The following is a 21,189-nucleotide window of genomic DNA, read 5'->3' on the forward strand; positions in this document are numbered from 1 at the left end:
ATGGAAATCAGATCCTCTATTAATTTTCACGACGAGCGCTTTTTGATGTTTGTACTGGACCAGATGGCAAATGAGCTTGAGAGAAACGGTGGAGAAGCAATCCGCATGACTCTTGGGAAGTCAGAAATGCCGCTGCATCCCGAAATTATCAATTCCATGCAACAGGCATTGAACAGCTTTGAAAAATATTCGCTCGTGTATCCAGGTGGGCTGCCAGAACTGAAAGATAAGCTCGCGACCCACTATAAAACAAAATACGATGTGTCAATCAAACCGGAGAATTTCGTGATCAGTGTCGGTACCAGCACACTCTTCCGTAACCTGTTCTACCTCCTGCTTAAAGAGGGCGATGAAGTGTTGTTGCCACTTCCGTACTACTCGCTTTACCATTTCTGCGCGCTGCTAGTCGGAGCGAAAGTTCGTTACTACAAAATTGATATGGATACATTGAGACTTGATGTGGAGTCGTTTAAAGAGAATTTTACAGACAAGACGAAAGTGGTCGTGATCAACACGCCAGGAAACCCGTTGGGAAATATTCTTACAAAAGACGAATTGTATACGATCGACAGCATCGTAGACGGTCGTGCGGCTATTATCAATGACGAAATTTATGCGAATACCTACTTCGATGACGAGTGCGAATCCGTGATGCAGCTGAAAAATACCAAGTCTACGTTCATCACAACCGATGCGTTTTCCAAAGCATATCGGATGTATAGCAGACGTGTCGGATATGCGATCGTACCAGATGAGCTGGTACAGCCACTGACGGTCATTCAGCACCACACACTGCTCACAGCTGACCCAGTCGTACAGTTCGGAGCAATGGCTGCGCTTGATTACCAGCATGAGGTTGATCATTTGGTCCAACTGTACAAAGGTCGTCGGGACTACACGATCGATGCTTTCCAAAATGTAGCAGATGTCCGTGCTCTGCCAGCGAGAGGCAGCTTCTACTTCACGCTTGATTGCGAAGCATTTATGAAGAGAAAAGGTATCAGCACCTCGCTTGAGTTGGCTACGCAAATTTTCGAAGCTACACATGTGGCAACCGTACCGGGTTCTGACTTTGGTATCCCGAACACACTGCGCCTCTCATACTCTGCCGCTAAGTATAACGAGGGAATTAATCGTTTGCGGGATTTTTTCACCACCACCTAAAAAGGGGAAGAGTCGCAATGAATGGACGTATGCAACTCGATCTGGATCTGAACGAGTTTAACCTGCTCACTGATGATGAAGCGAACTTGTTAACCCGAGTCAATCAGACAGACAAACCGTATCGCAACAAAGTAACAATCGCTGAACTGTTCGCCCGGCAAGCGGAAAAAACGCCTGATAGAGTCGCTGTGATAGAGGCGGATCGAGAAAGAACATACGCAGAACTACACGCGGAAGCAAACCAGCTAGCCCGTATCCTAAAAGATGCGGGTGTAGTTCCTTCGCAACTCGTAGGAATACTCGCAGACAGGAGCTCCCGTATGGTAGCGGCAGTTCTTGCAATCCTCCAAGCAGGTGGGGGATACGTCCCGGTTGATCCGCATTATCCCCGAGCTAGAATTCGGTATCTTTTGCAGGATAGTCGCTGCAAGGTGCTTGTAACAGAATCCATTTATCTCGATGAGATCATACCCGATCTACCTGACAGCATCGAAACGATCATTTGTTTGGACGAGACTTCCTTCCAGCGCGAAGGATACAAGGTCTATACAGCGCTCGATATTCGCGGTCAAAAGGATGAGGCGATAGCCCCGGCAGGTTCAGAGGATGATGTTGCTTACGTCATCTACACATCTGGTTCGACCGGTGCACCGAAGGGCGTCATGATTACGCACAAACAGGTCCTGAATACGTTGTTTTGGCTAGAGGAGACATTTCCGCTAAGCGAGACAGACGTAGTTGCCCAAAAAACCTCGATTTCTTTTACGGATTCGGTGTGGGAATTGTTTTGGCCGCTGATGGTTGGATCAAAGCTGTCTATTTTGAACGAGGAAGACGGGAAAGATCCGGGAGCGTTGTATGACTGGCTGCAAGAGCAACGCATTACAGTCACCCAGTTCGTTCCAGCGATGATGAATGTGTTTCTGGCTCATGTGCATTCTCGTAATGAACCGGATCCGTTGCCCCATTTGAAGTGGGTCTTTAATGGAGGAGAAGCACTGACGGCTAATCTGGTTGGCGAATGGAATCGTCTGTTCCGTATCGCGCGAATCGCCAATATTTACGGGATGACAGAATCAGCGATATACGCTTCCGTCTATCTTTGCACAGAGCAGCCCGCTGAAGAAACACTCCGAATCCCTATTGGTGTTCCCATTGCCAATACTCATATGTTCATCCTTGGACAGACGGGGGAAATTTGTCCCCCAGATGTCAAGGGCGAGATTTGTATCGGAGGCATTGGCATCACCGACGGATATTTGGGTAAGCCTGAGTTGACCGAGAAAGCTTTTACGAATCATCCCATTACCGGCGAGCGCCTTTACCGTACGGGAGATGTCGGATTACTCAGCGAAACGGGCGTATTTGAATATCTAGGGCGTATGGACGATCAGGTTCAAGTGCGCGGCTATCGTGTGGAACTGAAAGAAGTGGAACGCGCTGTCCTTCAGCATCCTGCTGTGAATCAGGTAGCTGTATTGGCTATAACTGATCAAATGGGCATGACCGAACTAGCTTGCTACTATGTAGGGCAAAAGGATGGTGTTCAGCCAGATGGGCTTCGTACGCACCTGCTAGAGTGGCTCCCCGGATATATGATCCCGAGTTACTTTATGGAACTGTCCGAGATGCCGCTTACCCCGCATGGAAAGATTGATCGTAAAGCTTTGCCTGCGGTAAAGCCCGGCGTCAGTAGTGATTACGTGCCTCCGGCAAATCCTATCGAACAAAAGCTGGCTGAGTTGTGGTCGGATGTTTTACAGATTCCATCTCCTGGTGTACTTGATCATTTTGTCGGACAGGGTGGACATTCGCTGAAGGCCATTCAGCTTTTATCCCGGATTGAAAGTGACTTTCAAGTGAAGCTTTCCATGCGCGACTTGTTTGATGCCCCGACGATTCGTGGTTTGGCGACAAGGCTCACAGGCAATCTCCAAGAGATGGAGCAAAAACCGATCGTCATGCTCTCTGATCAGGAATATTACCCTGTCACGCGCGCACAAGAGCGGCTGTATCTGTTGTGGCAGTTGGAAGAAGATGCTACCAGCTATCATACACCGGGAGTTATGCGGATCAACGGTTCCCTTGATTCAGGGCGTCTTCAAGTCGTTGCGGATCAACTCGTCGCACGACATGAGGCGCTGCGCACCTCGTTTCATTTAATTGAAGGTCAGGTGAAACAAAAAGTACACAGTGACCTGTTTGTACAGATCGAGACATGGAAAGCAGACGAGGAAGCTGTGGAAAAGACAATCGAACGCTTTTTCCGGCCATTCGATTTAAAGCAAGCCCCTTTGCTTCGTATCGGTGTCATTGAGGTTTCATCAGAGGAGCATCTGTTGATTTTCGACATGCACCATATCATTTCAGATGGCATATCGAAGTCCATCTTGCTTGAAGAGTTTTGTACCCTTTACCAAGGACAGGTGTTGCCGGAATTGTCGGTACAGGCCAAGGAATTCGCTTGGTGGCAAACAGAACAAGCTGCCGAGATTGGTTGGGCTGAGCATGAAGCCTACTGGTTGGATGCATTTTCCGGGCAGCCGCAACCGTTGACAATCCCGACCGATTATCCTCGCCCCCAAACCATGACATTTGATGGAGACGAGTTGCTGACAGAGCTGTCTGGAGAGTGGTTGGAAAAACTCGACTCGTTCACTCGTCAGAGTTCTACGACGCTGTACATGCTTCTTTTGGCCGTCTATTCTGTTTTGTTATCCAAATATAGCAATCAGGAAGACATCGTCATCGGCTGCGACATGGATGGTAGACAACGTGCGGAGTTTGCCCCTGTTGTCGGAATGTTTGTTAACACCTTGGCCTTGCGAAACAGGCCGAAGAAAGAATTGACCGTCCAAGAGTATATCGGGCAGGTACGCCAAAACGTGCTAAGCGGTTTTGAGCATGGAGACTATCCATTCGATCAACTCGTAAGCCAGATTCAATTGTCTCGCGATCCAGCAAGGAACCCGTTGTTTGACGCCATGCTGACCCTGCATCATGCAGCAGAGCAGCAAAAGGTCCATCTCGATCAAATCGAGTTTGCTCCATACGAGTTCAGACGCAAAGCCGCCATGCTCGATTTGGCTTTGGAAGTGGTTAAGGCTGAGGATCACATATGCATGCACTGGCAATATAACACGAACTTGTATCACAAAAGAACAATCGAGAAGATGGCTCAAGACTTTGTCATTCTTCTGGAGCAAATGGTAGCCCACCCGAACCGAACCATCGGACAACTTCAGATCGGTCATGGAGTAGTACAAGTAGCACAGGGACAAGTGGACGACGATGACTTTGCTTTTTAAGAAATACATGACGGACAGAAAAGAGGGATTGGCTTGACAACGATAACTGCACAAAACATCTTGCTGGCCAGTGGGCAGTTTGATCGCGAAAAAGACTATTGGATGGAGAACCTCTCTCGAGAGTTTCATTCACTCGACCTTCCAACAGACTCTCGGGCCTCGTTTCAGCGTCAGTCTGAACTTCGTGAGCTGACTATCGTGTTTCCGGACGAGCTGAGCAAGGCACTGATTCATTTGAGCAATGGCTCGGATCAGCGTTTGTTCATGGCTTTGCTGAGTGGATTTGGCATCTTGTTGTCCAAATATACGGGACATCAGGACATATGCGTTGGAACGGCTATCTTCCGTCAAACAGAGCCGGGTGAGTTTTTGAACAAGGTACTGCCCTTGCGTCATCAGGTACTCCCGGAATGGAGCATCAAGGAGCTGCTGCAAGAAGTTCGGCAGATCTTAAAGGTCGCTGTGGAACATCAGAACTACCCAATCTTGCGGTTGATCGAGGAACTGCAAGTACCGCAGCAGGGGAACAGCACACCGTTTTTTGAGGCGACTTGCTTATTGGACGTCCTTCATGATCAGGACAGCCTGGAACAGGTTTCGAGCGAGTTGCAATTCCTCTTTTCTAAAAAGGGAAACTCGCTCGAATTACTCGTGCGTTACGTGGGGCAAAGATACCAACTACCTATGATGGAACGGATGATGGAGCATTTAGTTCGTATCTATCACGTTATCGTAACGCAACCGAATCAGAAGATCGCTGAGATAGCGTGCTTATCTGAGGAAGAGGTTCGGGAGTTAGTTCTTTCATTCAACGACAACCGGGTTGATTTTCCGCGCGATAAGAGCTTTGATCGACTCTTTGAGGAGCAAGTAAAAAAAACTCCTCATCGCAAAGCGGTGACAGACGGAAAAACAACCTTAACCTATCAGGAATTAAACGAGCGATCCAATCGACTCGCGCGCCATTTTATCCAGCAAGGATTACGACCTGGCACGAAAATCGGTATCTATATGAAGCGCAACGTGGATACGCTTGTTGCGATACTCGCGGTGTTCAAAGCGGGTGGAGCCTACATACCAATTGACCCAGACTATCCGCAGCATCGGATCTTGTACATCGTGCAGAAGAGCGAGATTGCAGGGTTGATAACTCAGCCCGACTTGCTAAATGGACTGGAGTCGATTCAAGCATCCTCACCTGAGCTGAAGTATCTCTATGTCTTTGGTCAATCCGATGAATCAGTAGAATCACTTTCGGGAGAGGACATCGATCGGGAAAGTGCGGGAACAGACTTGGCTTACATCATCTTCACATCGGGCACGACTGGACAACCGAAAGGTGTTATGGTGCACCATCGTGGAATGATTAACCACATTTTCGCTAAAATCAACGACCTATCCCTTTGCGAGGATGATCTTGTCGCACAAACGGCTTCCCTTTGCTTCGATATTTCTGTTTGGCAATATTTGGCTGTTCTGCTGGTGGGTGGCTCTGTGCAAGTGGTCGATACAGAGACGGTAATGGATACGCAGGCCCTTCATAGCATACTGCGTTCCAACCGCGTCACCGTAGCGGAAGTAGTACCATCTCTGCTCTCTGTGCTGCTCGATCTCGTTCAAGAATGGCCCGACTCCGAACGTAGCTTCCCTGATCTGCGGTGGATGGCAGTGACAGGAGAGGAGTTGCCTGCTCCTCTGGTACGGCGCTGGTTTGCCTGCTATTCGGAAATTCCATTGGTGAATATGTACGGGCCAACGGAAGCATCCGATGATATTACCCACCACATTATCAGGGAAATGCCGAGCGATCAGCAGATTGTGGTTCCCATCGGCATACCGATCCAGAACACTCATATTTACATACTCGATCAAAATCAGTGTATCTGCCCGCGTGGCGTAAAAGGTGAAATAGGTGTGGCCGGTCCGGGGGTTGGATACGGCTACTACAGAGATGAGGAACGGACGCAAAAAGTTTTTCTAGCAAATCCGTATGCCAGTTGGGTAGAAGACCCTGACTATCATGTTCTCTACCGAACGGGTGATGTAGGCCGGATCACGGAGGACGGATATATTGAGTACTTCGGGAGAATGGACAATCAAGTCAAGATTCGGGGTTACCGAATCGAATTGAGTGAGATTGAACAGGTTATGCGCAGACATCCTGCGGTCAAGGATGCAGTGGTATTGGCACTTTCAGAGGGCACGGGTGCAAAGTACTTATGTGCCTATGTCGTTCCCCTGGAGGAATTTTCCGCCCGAGATGTGCGTGATTATCTGTTTACTGTACTTCCGGAATACATGGTGCCGATGCACTATGTAAAACAAAACGTATTGCCACTTACCCCTAACGGAAAAGTGGACAGAGGCGCTTTACCGATGCCTGGCATACAGGATCGGATAGACACATCTATTTTTGTGTCAGCTACAACCGAGACGGAAAAAGCACTCACCCAAATCTGGGCGCATGTGCTACAGCTCGATCCAAAAACAATCAGCGCCCGGGACAATTTCTTCGCTCTAGGGGGGCACTCGTTAAAAATCAACGCCGTGGCTACGCAGGTTGCACAGCAGTTTGGGGTACAGCTACCACTGCGAACCATGTTTAATCACCCAACTATTCAGGATCTTGGCAAAGTGATTGATGGAGCAGACAAGACGATTATGAAAAGACGCTTCCCGGTCGAAGCCAGATCGTACTATCCTGTTACGGCTGCCCAGCGTAAGTTCTTTATTCTTCAGCAGTTGAATCCGGCTGACACAAGTCTTCACATTACGGCTGCCCGCTTCATCGAGGGTGATTTGAGCCGTGAGAAGGTAGAACATGCTTTTCAAGGATTGATTGACCGCCATGAATCTCTTCGTACCTCGTTTGATTATATAGATGGGCAAGTGGTTCAAATTGTACATGCTTCGCTAGTCTTCCGTCTGGAAGTGAGCGAAGCAAGTGCAGAGCAGTTGGAGGCCAACCTGGCAACGTTTGTACGGCCATTCGATTTGCGTCAAGCGCCCTTGCTGCGTGCAGGGCTAATCAGGATTGCACCGGAAAAGCATCTCTTGTTGTTCGACATGCACCATATCGTTTCAGACGGTGTATCTATGGACATTCTTGTAGAGGACTTTGTTCGTCTCTATGCCGGCGTGACGCTTCCTGCATTGGAAGTTCAGCAAAAAGAGTTTGCTGTTTGGCAAGAATCTGCACTCGAGTCAGGGGAGCTTCAAGCTGACTATTGGGCAGACTTGTTTACCAGCCCGGCTCCACTTCTATCGATTCCGACTGATTACGAAAGGCCAGAATCTATTACGTTTCCTGGTGAGACGATTGAGTTCGAGATATCGGCAGAGGAGAAGCAGCGGTTGCAGGACCTGGCAGCACAGGAACATGCGACACTTTACATGGTGCTGTTGTCGGTTTACAACATGTTGCTTGCCAAATACAGCGGCCAAGAGGATGTTGTTGTCGGAACTCCAGTAGCTGGGCGTAAATTTGCAGAGTTTGATGAAGTAATCGGAATGTTTATCAACACCATTCCCCTACGTAATTATCCAAAAGGCGAGAAAACGTATCGCGAGTTTCTTGCAGAGGTCCGTGAGCATACGCTAGCCTCTTTTGAACAAGCGGATTACCCGATTGATCTATTTGTCCAGACTCTTGGTCTTGAGCCAAATACAGGTCGTCAGCCCCTTTTTGATACGATCTTCGTCCTGCAAAACATGGACAATCCGGAAGGGGAGCTGGAGCTTGAGGACATGATCGTCAAAAACTATCCACTGCAAAACAACACGGCTAAGCTTGACCTTCATCTGTCGGCTTATCCTGTTTTTGACAGACTTACATGTAAGCTGGATTACCGCAGTGACCTGTTTAGAAGAGAAACGATGGAACAGTTTGTGAATGACTTCAAAAGCTTGTTGCAGCAGGTGATGGAAGATCCCGAGCGCCTCCTGCATGACTTTGAATTGACCCGTGAGGTAGCCCTTATTCAAGCACAGGGCGTCGATTGGGATTTTGAATTTTAGAGCAAGCGGTGAGTAAGAGGGGGAGGGCATATGGAGACTACTATTTCGCAAAACATTCTGCTAACCAGTCGAAAATTTAGCCGGGAGGAGCACTACTGGCGCGAGAAGCTACAGGGGGAGTGGACGCTCTCCCTCCTTCCAACCGAAGGGACGGAGAAGGAGGGCGATGGGGAGGAGACAAAAGAAATATCTTTTGTATTTCCAGATGATTTGAACGCTGCCGTTGCGGCCCATTGCGATCATCATCCGATGAAGCTCTACCTGTTCCTTCTGTCGACGTTTCAAATCATGCTGAATCGGTATAAGCAGACAGACGACATGATCATTCTCACGCCCGTCTTTCAGAATCCGCTTCCCCCTAATGCTTGGAATCGGGTACTGCCGCTGCGTGTACGGATGCATCAAGAAGCTACTTTTGCAGAAGTGGCGAAAGAGGGTAAGCAGCTGGTCAAAGAGGCAATTGAGCATCAGAACTATCCGTTTTCGCAAATGATGCAATGGCTTGATCTATCCGACACCGATCTGATGACACTGACAGATACTGCTTTCGTACTAGAAAACATGCAAGATATTGCTGCTTTGGAAGGCCTGTCCCTGCAAGTGGTGTTTGCATTGAAGCAAACAGAAGATGGAATCACAGGTCGCGTACGGTATGCGGGCGAGCAGTTCCAAGAGGCTGTCATCGAACGCATGATCAGCCATTATCTACAAATTCTTCGTGAAGTGGTCGCCGATCCCAAGCGGTTGGTTCGCACAATCGATATGTTGACAGAAGCAGAGCGGACTGATCTGTTGTATACCCGCAATCAAACAGATGTTCCTCATTCTGCTCCAAAGCCGATTCATCAACTGATTGAAGAACAGGCAGCGCGTACTCCTCACCTAACAGCAGCTGTGTTTGGCAACAAAACCCTTACCTATGCTCAACTTAATGGGAAAGCCAATTGCCTAGCACACATGTTGAAGGACAGCGGCATTGGAAAAGGAAGCTATGTTCCGGTCTTGATGAATCGTAGCTTGAATTTGGTCATTTCCCTGCTAGCCGTGATGAAAACAGGTGCGGCATTTGTCCCGCTAGACGTGCAGAGTCCGAACGAACGGAAAAAGCAGCTACTGGATGAATTGGATTGTCCGGTGACGCTGATCGGGCCAGAAATACGTCAGGAACCGTCATTCGTACAATTGACACGTGCTGTAATCGTCGATGCGGATGAATTCCGGGAAGAAGGGGACTTAAATGTCCAGGTCGATGTGGACGACCCGATTTATGTGATCTATACATCTGGTTCCACCGGCAAACCAAAAGGTGCTGTCGTTCCTCATATCGGTATTTTCAATCGGTTTCGCTGGATGGATGAACACTACGGTTGTACGGAACAGGACGCCATTTTCCAGACGACTCTCCATCACTACGACAGTTCGGTCTGGCAACTTTTTTGGCCGCTCTTGCATGGTGGCCGTACGGTATTGCCGATTCCTGAATTTGAGATGACGCTCGATCAAGTGTTGCACGCCATTTCAACCTATCAGATTACGATTACCGACTTTGTGCCGTCGGTCTTCAACCTGCTGGTGGATCAAATGGAAACACGGCTGGACATACACGATTCACTTTCTTCGATTCGCCACCTGATCTTGGGGGGAGAGGAAATTACGGCTCACACCGTGCATCTGTTTCTTCAGCGGTTTCCCCACGTTCGTATTACGAATCTGTACGGTCCGACGGAGACGTCTATTGGTGTCATCTACTTTGAGATCGACCATACCCATCAGGGACCGATACCGATCGGAAAGCCGATAGCCAATACGAAAATTCTGCTGCTGGATTCAAATCGCAAACTAGTTCCGGCGGGACATCAAGGGGAGATTTATATAACAGGCTTGTGCTTGGGACACGGTTACTTGCACGATCCTGAGAAAACAGCAGCCAGCTTTGTTGACAACCCTTATCCGGAAATTGGTTATCAGAAGCTTTACCGGACAGGCGACCTTGGGCGTTATCTGCCGAATGGCAATATCAAGTTCTGCGGTCGCATCGATCATCAAGTAAAAGTACGCGGGCACCGAATTGAACTTGGCGAGATTGATGAGGTTTTATTGTCCCACCCGCTAGTAAAAGAGTGTGCCGTGCTATTTCAAGAAGAGAAGGCTCGATTGTGCGCTTACTACGTACCGAATGCTCAGGAATTGACCGCAAGTGACTTGCGTGGTTATCTCAGCGAACGGCTTCCCGATCACATGATCCCTTCCTTTTTTGTCAGCATTGAAAAAATGCCGTTGACAGCAGGGGGCAAGATCAATCGCAAGCTACTGCCAGAAGTGGATGAACAACAGGCGTCCGATGCTGAATATGTAGCCCCACGAAATGAGAACGAAGAACAGCTGGTTACCATCTGGAAAGAAATCTTGGGAATCGAAAAAGTGGGGGTACACGACAGCTTTTTCCAGCTGGGAGGGAATTCCCTGCTGTTGCTCAAAATGCATGCGCAAATTGTAAAACAAGTGGATAGCGGGATTAGCGTCGCACATTTGTTTTCCTACTATACGATTGCTATGTTTGTGGATTTTCTCGAACAAAGAAAACAGGATCAGTTTGCATCAATGGAAGATCAAGGCGATGATGATGAATCTCTTTTGGAATTGCTGAGGGAGGTCAAGGAGGGAGTTCTCTCCGTAGACAAGGGTGCCGAACTGATCGACAAAAGGAAGGGGAAATAGGATGAGTTTGCTAAAAAAATACATCTTGCAGCAAGTGGCTGCTCATCGACTGCAAGAGAAGGAAGCACTTCCTTTGCTGAAAGAACTGTCCTCTGCCAACGTAAACACTCGCCAAGATATCGCGATCATCGGTATGGCTTGTCGTTTTCCCGGAGCCAGCAGCCTCGAAGAATACTGGAACAATTTGCAACAGGGGCACGATTCAATCAGTGATATCCCTGCTGCAAGGCGTCCAGATGTCGAGAGGGTAGCGAGAGAATTTTTTAACGACACAGATTTTACGTATGAGCGGATGGGTTATCTCGATCACGTGGATTTATTTGATCATGCGTTTTTCGAGATATCACCTGCAGAGGCTCGAACCATGGATCCTTATCAACGGATGTTTCTCGAGTTGGCATGGGAAACATTTGAACATGCCGGGTATAGCGAGAAGATGATCAGCGGTTCTCCTACAGGCGTATTTCTGGGATATTGTGACAATGAATCACAATACCAGCGTGTGCTGAAAAACGTTGATTCGTCCTCGCTGGCTGGCAACGTTGCAGCAATTATTGCTTCACGAATTTCCTATTTGCTGAATCTGTCAGGTCCGAGCCAACTGATTAATACATCTTGCTCTTCCTCCTTGGTCGCTCTGCACCAAGCATGTCAGGCCATTGGAAATAACGATTGTCGAATGGCTCTCGTAGGTGGAGTGAACCTTTCCCTGTTTCCGATTCAACAAGATACTGATTTTGGCATCGTATCTGTAGAACGCAAAACCAAAGCATTTGATGACTTTGCTGATGGAACAGTATGGGGAGAAGGTCTTGGCGCTGTTCTTTTGAAGTCATACGATCAAGCAGTCAAGGACAACGACTATATCCATGCCGTGATCAAAAGCACAGCGGTCAATTGTGATGGCCGTTCTACTAGTATTACAGCGCCCAATGCGATTTCCCAGTCTGCTTTGTTGCGAACAACGTGGGAGCGGGCGCGAATCAATCCGGAGAGCATCTCCTACATTGAGGCACATGGGACCGGGACCAGATTAGGCGACCCTGTCGAGATTGAGGGGATCATGCATGCCTTTCAGAAAGTTTCAAAACGTAAGCAATTTTGCGCAATAGGCTCGGTCAAAAGCAACATCGGGCACACGATAGCGGCATCCGGTGTAGCTGGGATCATTAAGACGGCTTTGATGATGAAGCATCGTCAGATTCCGCCGACGCTGCATGTAAAACGTCCGAATACCTTAATTCCTTTTATAGATTCGCCTGTTTATATAAATGATGTGCTAAAGGCTTGGGATGTAGAGGCTGACCAACCTGTGAGGAGAGCCGGCATAAGTGCATTCGGCCTGAGCGGGACAAACGCCCACGTCATATTGGAAGAGCCTCCTAAGCGCGAGGCGACAGCCGTTTCAGAATCTGGCAATTACCTATTTACGTTATCTGCCAAGACAAGTGAGTCACTATGGGATTTGCTTGAGAAATACCAAGCATTTTTATCAGCGCCTTCTGAGCATTCCCTTCTTGATATGTGCGCTACTGCTAATACTGGGCGCGGACACTATCGGTATCGCCTTGCCTTTATTATCAACAGCAAAGAGGACCTTTTGCAGAAGATCCATGGCCTGTGCGCGGGAAAACGGATGGAGGACGGTGCTCCGCTTGTTGATGGGAACCAGGTGTTCTACGGGGTATTGAATTCCCGTGGTGAAAGTTCATTGCCGATCAGCATGCAATTAGACAGCTCTGACCCAGTAGAAATGGCGAAACAGTATGTGCGAGGGGTGCCAATCAATTGGCATGAATACTACCGTCCAGTTAAATGGAAAAAAGTACCTTTGCCAACCTATTCCTTTGCCAAAACCCGCCACTGGGTGCAATCGGATCAACCTGTAAGCGAAACAATTGAGCGGTCCGCTGCTGTAGCTTCTGAGGCGGCACATGAGAACGCAACTGCTGATGTTCATAAAATTGCTTCCACCTTCTTTACGTTTGGGGAAACTTTACTGAATCAGGTGAATGTCCAAAAGCAAACAGGCTTGGAAGAGGATGAGACTTTTTATTCCGGCTTGTCATCGCTTGAATGCTTCAATCAACTGGGCGTTTTCCACAAGCAGAGTCAAACGTATACGCTGGAAGAATTGCGTGAAGCTGTAAGGTTTTATGGAAGGAATGAACACCTCTTCCAACTCATGCTTGGGCTCGTCGTTCAAGCGTCCCTTGTTGAACAAGTTGCAGGAACATATCGACTTGCTGCTCAAGCAGAGGGTCTCGATGCGGAAACGTTTTATCAGGATTGTCTGGATCGTTATCCGAATGAGCGAGAGACGTTCACCCAATTAAAAGCGTGTTTTGCCCATTACTCAACCATCATGACAGGGCAGAACGTACTTATGTCGGACAATACTTCTGATTTTTGCAAGCTGTATGCGGATCGCATTACTCTTGGAAACCCTTCTGGACTTATGGCAGTGGAAACAATTGCCCAATACATCCATTCGTTTAGCCGTCCTGTCCGTATTCTGGAGGTTGGAGGCGGTTCAAGCAGTCTTGCACGCCTCTTGCTGCCGAAGATTGAAAATCAAGCAGTCACTTATCTGTTTACGGATAGTGTCCAAGGGACTCTCGATGAGACAGAAAAAGAGTGCAAAGAAGTGTATCCATTTGTGGAGTTCCGCCTGTTCAACATGGAGAAGGCCCCAGCCGAACAAGGATTCGATCTACACGCATACGATGTGATTATCGCTAATAATGCAATACACAAGACGAAGGATGTTCGGGCATCCTTATCGATTTTGCATCAGTTGCTTGCAGAGCAGGGCGTGCTGTTTGCGATTGAGCTCGTGAAAAATCGTTCAACGGCAAATGTGATCGGGGGGCTTGCCGCAGACTGGTGGCAGTACGAAGACACCGATCTGCGACACCAATCCAGACTGATGGATGCCTCACGCTGGGAAAAGGCTCTTCGGGATACGAACTATCAATCGGTTGCCATGTATCCGTCGTCAACAGCGCTGCTTGATCTGTCTGATTCAGCGTTATTGGTCGGGCACTCAGCATATACGCCACAAGAGTATCGAGAGTGGCTCTACCAGATCAATTGGCAAACGAAAGAGCTAACAACCAATCATCAGTCCCAGCGTTCAGGGATCTGGTTAGTGTTTCAAGATGAAGGCGGTGTAGGAGAAACTCTTGCTGACGCGATGGCATCGGAAGGACATGAAGTGTTCATACTTCGCAGTGGTGAAGCTTTTGCCTCCGTTTCTTCCCACGAGTTTATCCTAGACCCCAGCCAGCCAGAAGATCTGCGGCGTGTGTTCGAGAGACTCGGGGACAAAAAGGAAAAGCTGACTGGGATTATCCACTTATGGAGCTTGACCTCGGGCGTCCAACAGCCAAATGGTCTCGGAGAGCTTGAAGCTCTGGAGTCAGCGCAACATCTTGGCGTTTACAGTCTGTTCCATTTAACACAAGCGTTGCTTGAGCTGGATCTGAAGCAGGTGCTAGATTTACGGATCGTTTCGAACTACGCACAAGCAGTAGATGACAACGGCCCTGTTTTTCCAGAAAAGGCTCCCTTGTTCGGTCTTGCCAAGGTTATCTCGCAGGAAAATCCAAAACTGCAATGCTTTAGCCTGGATCTCGCAACAGAGGGGCGTTCAACATCGCAGTTGGCTGGTCAGCTTCTAGCGGAAATTCGTTGCAATCGGGATGACACTTTGGTGGCTTATAGAGGAAATCGCATCGTACCAGAAATGAATCGCTGCGATATCGATCAAATTCCGAAACGGCCTGTAGAGATACGTGAAAATGGCGTTTACTTGATCGCCGGAGGTACCGGAAAACTGGGACTGGCATTTAGTAAGCATCTGGCCGCTCAAAAAAATGTGACGCTCGTGCTGATTAATCGTTCTCCACTTCCACCTAACCACGAGTGGCAGGAGCGTTTACAGCATCCAGACTGCAGTGCTGCTGAGGCACGAAAGTTGAGAGAACTGATTGAGCTAGAGGAAATGGGAGCGCAGGTAGTCTGCTACGCAGCCGACGTGTCCGACCGTCAGCAGATGGAGGATATTTCCGAGCAAGTCCGCGCCCGCTACGGACCGATCAACGGTATTATCCAATCCGCGGCGCATATCACCTTCGAGACGATTCAGACGAAGTCGTTTTCCCATTTTCAAAATGGTTTGAAAGCGAAGATGGCGGGCACAGTCATACTCGATCAAATAGCTGAACCGGAGCATCTGGATTTCTTTGTGATCTTCTCATCACTTGCTTCGATTTGGGGTGGAGCGACTGGCAGTGACTATGTCTCGTCCAACTGCTTCCTGGATGCCTATAGTGCAGCTCGCAACCGAACGGGAAAACCAACGATCGCTTTGAACTGGTATGCGTTTGAAGGCATAACAGGTCCTGGTTTTATCGGTTACATGCCAATGGATGGAGCGCTTCAGGCCTTTGATGCATCGCTGTCTTGCCAAACTGAGCATTTGATCATTGGACAATTTGATTTGCAAGTGCTGAAGGAATGGGCACCGTCGCTGAAAGTAAAGCTCGGAGACACGATCTTTGCAAGCGTGAAATCTCATAAAGAACGCGAAGTACCATCCGCAGTGACCATACAAAACCGTGTTGTTTTGTCTGGCAGGGAGGAAGGCGATCACTACACGTTGTTGGAGCAAGCCTTGGGTCAGATTTGGTCCGATGTGCTGGGTTACTCCGAATTGAGCATTGACGACGACTTCTTCAGGCTGGGTGGCGATTCTCTTTTGGCAATCGGTATCGTTTCCCGTGTCACCAAGCAGTTGCAAAAAGAGATGACAATCACCGACCTGTTTCAGACTCCGACAATCCGTCAATTGGCTGTGTTACTGGCTCCGAATGAAGAATCAGCTGTGTCAGCGATTCCTGTAGCAGATTATCGGGAAGCTTATCCCGCCACATCGTCTCAGCAGAGAATTTATGTATTGGAACAAATGCAGGAAGGGGCAGTTGCCTACAACATCCCTACAGTCATGATGCTTGAAGGCGAGCTGGACAGAATGGCCTTCGAACGTGCATTTGTCTCGCTGGTGCAGCGTCATGAGTCGCTGCGCACCTCATTTTCCATCGTGGATGGAGTTTTGATGCAAACCGTTCAACCAAGCGTAGATTTTACGTTGGCGTATTGTGAAGTCGACGAGAACGAGGCAAAGAAAACAGTCGAACAATTCATTCGACCATTTGACTTGTCAAAAGCTCCGCTTGTTCGCGGTATGCTCATTCGCATGGATGTCAACAAACACTTGTTGCTGTTCGACATGCATCACATTATTTCCGATGGTGTATCCATCAACATTTTGATCCGCGAGTTCTTCCAATTGTATCAGGGGCTCGAGTTGCCCGAGCTGCGGATTCAATATAAAGACTACAGCGTGTGGCAAACAGAGCAGCTGGGCAATGGGGTATTGGCCGCTCAGGAGAAATTCTGGCTAAAAGAGCTAGATGGAGAACTTCCTGTGCTTAATCTGCCTACGGACCACCCTCGACCGTCCGTCCAGAGCTTTGAGGGAGATGTCCTGACCTTTGAGATTCCTCAAGAGATGACAGAGAAGATACTGGCACTGGCAAAAAACAATGGTTCAACCTTGTACATGACGCTACTGGGAGCGCTCACCATTACGATGTCGAAATACGCTGGCGAAGAAGACATTATCATTGGATCGCCAGTGGCTGGCCGTCATCATGCGGACCTGGAAAACATCGTTGGTGTCTTTCTGAACACACTGGCGATGAGAAACTTCCCGCGAAGCGATCGAACCGTGAAAGATTTCCTTCAGGAAGTAAAAGAACGGGCACTGGCGGCGCTCTCTCATGCCGATTATTCGTTCGAAATGCTGGTTGATCGTCTGACGCTGCCCAAAGATACGGCGCGCAACCCACTGTTTGATGTGATGTTCATTTTGCAAAATACCGGCGATGCGAAGGGAAGCATGAGTGCAAATGGGTTGACGCTCTCTCCATATCCATTTGAACAGCGCTCTGCCCAGTTTGATCTGACCTTTGACATCATTGAGCGAGAACAGCGCCTGATTGTCGATATCGAATACAGCAATAAGCTGTTCAGTAAAGAGACGATCGAGTCGATGTCCACACACTTCCAGAAGATTCTGGAGCAGATGGTGGAAGATCCTGAACAGTTGATCGGCAAGATGTCCATGCTGGCAGCAGAAGAACGCTTACTTCTGATAGAGCAATGGAATGACACGAGTTTGGAATACTCTCGTGAAAAAACAGTCGTCCAGCTCTTTGAAGAAGTAGTGGCAACACAGCCGAACGTGTTAGCTGTCACATGCGGAGATAAGAAAGTCACCTATGCGGAATTAAATCAGCGGGCAAACCAAGTAGCTCGTTTGATCAAGCAACACGGCGTCACTGCTGATACTTGCGTGGGCCTTTTGACGAATCGCTCTGTGGAAATGATGGTCGGACTCTTGGCGATCTTGAAAGCAGGGGCTGCGTTTGTTCCGATTGATCCGCAATATCCAGAAGAACGTATCTCCTACGTTTTGGAAAATAGCATGACTCGTCTCGTTTTAACCCACGATTCTCTGGCAGAGAAGCAGTGGGGAAGTGTTGTCCGAGTGGACGTAAATGATTCTCGGTTGGAGATGGAAGACGACTCCAATCTTCCGCCACAGGCTACACCTGACGATCTCGCCTATGTCATTTACACATCGGGTTCTACAGGCAAGCCTAAAGGCGTTATGGTTGAGCACGGCAATTTGATGAACTTCTGCTCAGGGATCGGGGAACACATCGATTTTGCCAGCGCAGACAAAATGCTGGCTGTGACAACGATTTCGTTTGATATTTTTCTGCTTGAAACGATTGTACCGCTGACAAAAGGGATGACCGTAGTCATTGCAACGGAAGAACAACAAGCAGACCCGCAAGTGCTCAAGGAGTTGATTTTGCAGGAAGAAATCACTTTCCTTCAACTGACGCCATCCCGTTTACAGCTCATGCTGGAAGAGAAGAGCAACTTGCACGCACTTGACTGCCTGAAAGCGATCCTGCTTGGAGGAGAAGCCCTTTCGGCGACTTTGTTCCAACGGCTTCGCACACAGACCAAGGCGAGACTTTACAATCTGTATGGTCCGACGGAAACAACGATTTGGTCTACGGTGCAGGACTTGACCGACGCAGGGGAAGTAACGATTGGCGCACCTTTGCCCAATACACAAGTCTACATCCTCGATGAGCATCTGCAAGTGCAGCCGATGAAGATCACTGGCGATCTTTACATTGCAGGGGATGGGGTAACGAGAGGCTACTTCGGTCAGCCAACACTGACGGCTGAGCGCTATATCCCTCATCCGTTTAAACCTGGTCAACGCATGTACAAAACAGGTGATCTCGCGAGATGGCTGCCGAATGGACGTATTGAATATGTGGGACGATCCGATTTTCAGTGCAAAGTACGCGGTTATCGCATCGAATTAGGTGAGATTGAAAGTGCCCTTTGCCAGCATCCGGATATTACGGAAGCGGTAGTCAGTGTGCGAGATACCGCTAGCGATCCTTACCTGGCTGCGTACTATATGGCAACTCGAACGTTGGACAGCGATGAATTGCGAGCGATGCTGAGCAAAAGTTTACCCGATTACATGATTCCACATTTCTATACGCATATGAGTGTGTGGCCGCTGACACCAAACGGAAAACTGGATCGCAAATCATTGCCAGAGCCTGATGCCCTTCAAGACAAGCACACCGAATATCAAGCTCCTGCTACCAGACTGGAAGAACAGATGGCTGACATTTGGCGGGAAGTGCTTAAGCGTGAAACGGTTGGTATGCAGGATAACTTCTTCCACATAGGCGGTAATTCGCTTTTACTGGTGCAAGTTCATGCCAAGCTTGAACAGCTTTACCCTGGACGGGTTCGAATTGCCGATTTGTTCGCCCATCCTACGCTGTTTGGCCTAACCAACTTTTTGAAGAACACCGCTTTAGATGTAGCAGATGAACAAGAGGAAACCGATACGACCACTTATTGGTTGAAGGAGTTGGATCGTGTCTCGCTGATAGAGTTGCCGTCTCAGTATTGGGCTAGTGGAGAAGCGAATTCGGACACAAACTGGGTCCAATTCTCACTTACGGATGATCTGTTTGAAAATGTGCAGCAGGTAAGTCAAATGGAGGCTGTTGAGGTTAGAGACGTCCTGCTTTCGATGTATCTATACCTCATGGCTGAATTGACAGGACAGCAGGATCTTTATATGGAAGTGGCTGTCGCCAAGGAGCTGCAGATGATTGCCTATCCATTCCGGGTGAACATGTCAGAGGTCAATACCTTCTTCGATCTATTCAAGCAGGTGCAGCAGAAGCGACAGTTCATCGAGAAAATGACGGGAGAAGCCTCGTTGTGGCTAAAAAAATTGCGGACGGATCGCAACGACGGAACCATTATTCCATTCTTCGGCAGTGTTAATGAGTTTACAGATGCATCATTCACACACCTTGAACATGAGCTTACTTTCTGGATCAAGGAAGGAAAAGACGTGATTGATATCGTGTGTGCATTCGACCCAGATTGCCTCCGCGCAGAAAAAGTCACGGAGATGACTCAGGATTACCAGCAATTGCTCAGGATGCTAGTGAATGAATACATGACGTAGAGAAGGGTGATCAAAAATGGACAAAATCGCACTCTTATTCCCGGGACAAGGTTCGCAATATGTTGGAATGGGCCAAGCATTATGTGAGGCCCATCCCATTGCCGCTCGCACCTTTGAAGAAGCAAGTGATGCGCTTGGATTTAACCTGCAAACCCTTTGTTTTGCAGGGGATGTACAAGAACTGACCAAAACAGAGCATGCACAGCCAGCAATCCTGACGGCAAGTGTCGCAGCCTTCCGCGTTTATTCACAGGAAATGAACATCGAACCGAAGTGGGTGGCTGGTCACAGTCTGGGCGAGTTTACGGCCCTGACTTGTGCCGGTGCCATCCAGTTTGCAGATGCCGTCCGCCTTGTCTATCGCCGAGGTCAGTTCATGCAGGCGGCCACACCGCAGGGTGTCGGAGCGATGTCAGCAATCTTTGGGTTGAATGCTCAACTTGTCGAGGAGATTTGTCGGGAACATTCTCGTGACGATGCGATCGTCGTGGTCGCCAACCATAACTCCGCTGATCAAATCGTCATCTCCGGACATGCACATGCGGTGCGGCAAGTAGAAGAAGCGTGCAAGCAGCATGGATCGACTTCCGTAGTCAGCCTCAAGGTGAGTGCGCCTTTCCATTCGCCACTCATGGTGCAAGCAGCCGAACAATTACATGAAGAACTGAAGCGATACACGTATTGCGATCCCAAATGGCCTGTGATTTCCAATGTGACAGCACAACCCTATGTCCATGCTGATCAACTTGTCGATTTGCTCATAGCACAGACAACCAGCCCTGTTCGCTGGCAATCTACGATGGATTACTTGGTAAAACAGGGAGCGAATATCGTAATTGAGCTCGGCCCTAAAAATGTACTGACAAATTTGGCCAAAGGATATCCCCTTCGCGCCTTTGCCTTTGACAAGCAGGGGGAGATCAATCGTTATCAGCAAGAGCTTCAGGATGCCAAAGCGCGTAATCAAGCAGCAATTGCCCAACTGGTCGATTCTTGCATTGCGATTGCTGTTTGCACGAAAAATCGCGGTCTTGATGAAGAAGCGTACCAGCAAGGGGTGATCGCTCCCTATCAAGCGCTACAACAACTGAGACAACAGCTGGAACAAGGAGAAAAAGAGGGGGGCTATGGAGATGTACGCGAAGCTTTTTCTCTGCTTCGTTTGATCTTCCAAACAAAAAAAGCTCCTGACGCGGAACAAGCCATGCGCTTTGATCAGCTGACCAGCAAATCGGACTTGCAACAGCGATTTCCTGAGATCGGCAACGAATGGCAAGCTAGCTAAGCCAAACCAGGCGAGCAGAGGAACCAAGGAGGAAGAATGCA

Annotated in this window: 6 protein-coding genes; all 6 read left to right on the forward strand. The window is 48.6% G+C overall.

From position 1 onward, the window contains the following. From POF51_RS00570 to fabD, 6 genes are read left to right on the forward strand one after another with little or no spacing between them, the layout of a single operon-like run. Complete coding sequence (locus POF51_RS00570) at positions 1 to 1,164, forward strand: pyridoxal phosphate-dependent aminotransferase (RefSeq protein WP_017249072.1); 1,164 nt, start codon at positions 1 to 3, stop codon at positions 1,162 to 1,164. Positions 1,165 to 1,181: 17 nt separating this feature from the next. Next, positions 1,182 to 4,472 (forward strand): edeine non-ribosomal peptide synthetase EdeL, encoded by a 3,291-nt coding sequence (gene edeL / locus POF51_RS00575; RefSeq protein WP_069844798.1) that lies wholly within the window; start codon positions 1,182 to 1,184, stop codon positions 4,470 to 4,472. Between the two features lie 33 nt (positions 4,473 to 4,505). Continuing rightward, positions 4,506 to 8,489 (forward strand): edeine non-ribosomal peptide synthetase EdeK, encoded by a 3,984-nt coding sequence (gene edeK / locus POF51_RS00580; RefSeq protein ID WP_271753219.1) that lies wholly within the window; start codon positions 4,506 to 4,508, stop codon positions 8,487 to 8,489. Positions 8,490 to 8,519: 30 nt separating this feature from the next. Further along, positions 8,520 to 11,207 (forward strand): edeine non-ribosomal peptide synthetase EdeJ, encoded by a 2,688-nt coding sequence (edeJ, locus tag POF51_RS00585; protein WP_069844800.1) that lies wholly within the window; start codon positions 8,520 to 8,522, stop codon positions 11,205 to 11,207. Between the two features lies 1 nt (position 11,208). Beyond that, positions 11,209 to 19,863 carry an edeine biosynthesis hybrid PKS-NRPS EdeI gene (gene edeI, locus POF51_RS00590; RefSeq protein WP_069844801.1) on the forward strand — a complete coding sequence of 2,885 codons (8,655 nt, stop codon included), beginning with the start codon at positions 11,209 to 11,211 and terminating at the stop codon, positions 19,861 to 19,863. Between the two features lie 16 nt (positions 19,864 to 19,879). Then, positions 19,880 to 21,148 (forward strand): ACP S-malonyltransferase, encoded by a 1,269-nt coding sequence (gene fabD, locus POF51_RS00595; protein ID WP_271753222.1) that lies wholly within the window; start codon positions 19,880 to 19,882, stop codon positions 21,146 to 21,148. Positions 21,149 to 21,189 lie beyond the last annotated feature (41 nt).

Origin of the sequence: Brevibacillus sp. AG, from assembly GCF_028369215.1 — a bacterium.
Taxonomy (GTDB): Bacteria; Bacillota; Bacilli; order Brevibacillales; family Brevibacillaceae; genus Brevibacillus; species Brevibacillus porteri.

Coding starts and splice junctions, on each gene's coding strand:
- POF51_RS00570 (WP_017249072.1), top strand. CDS start 1: ATGGAAATCAGATCCTCTATTAATTTTCACGACGAGCGCTTTTTGATG.
- edeL (WP_069844798.1), top strand. CDS start 1,182: ATGAATGGACGTATGCAACTCGATCTGGATCTGAACGAGTTTAACCTG.
- edeJ (WP_069844800.1), top strand. CDS start 8,520: ATGGAGACTACTATTTCGCAAAACATTCTGCTAACCAGTCGAAAATTT.
- edeI (WP_069844801.1), top strand. CDS start 11,209: ATGAGTTTGCTAAAAAAATACATCTTGCAGCAAGTGGCTGCTCATCGA.
- fabD (WP_271753222.1), top strand. CDS start 19,880: ATGGACAAAATCGCACTCTTATTCCCGGGACAAGGTTCGCAATATGTT.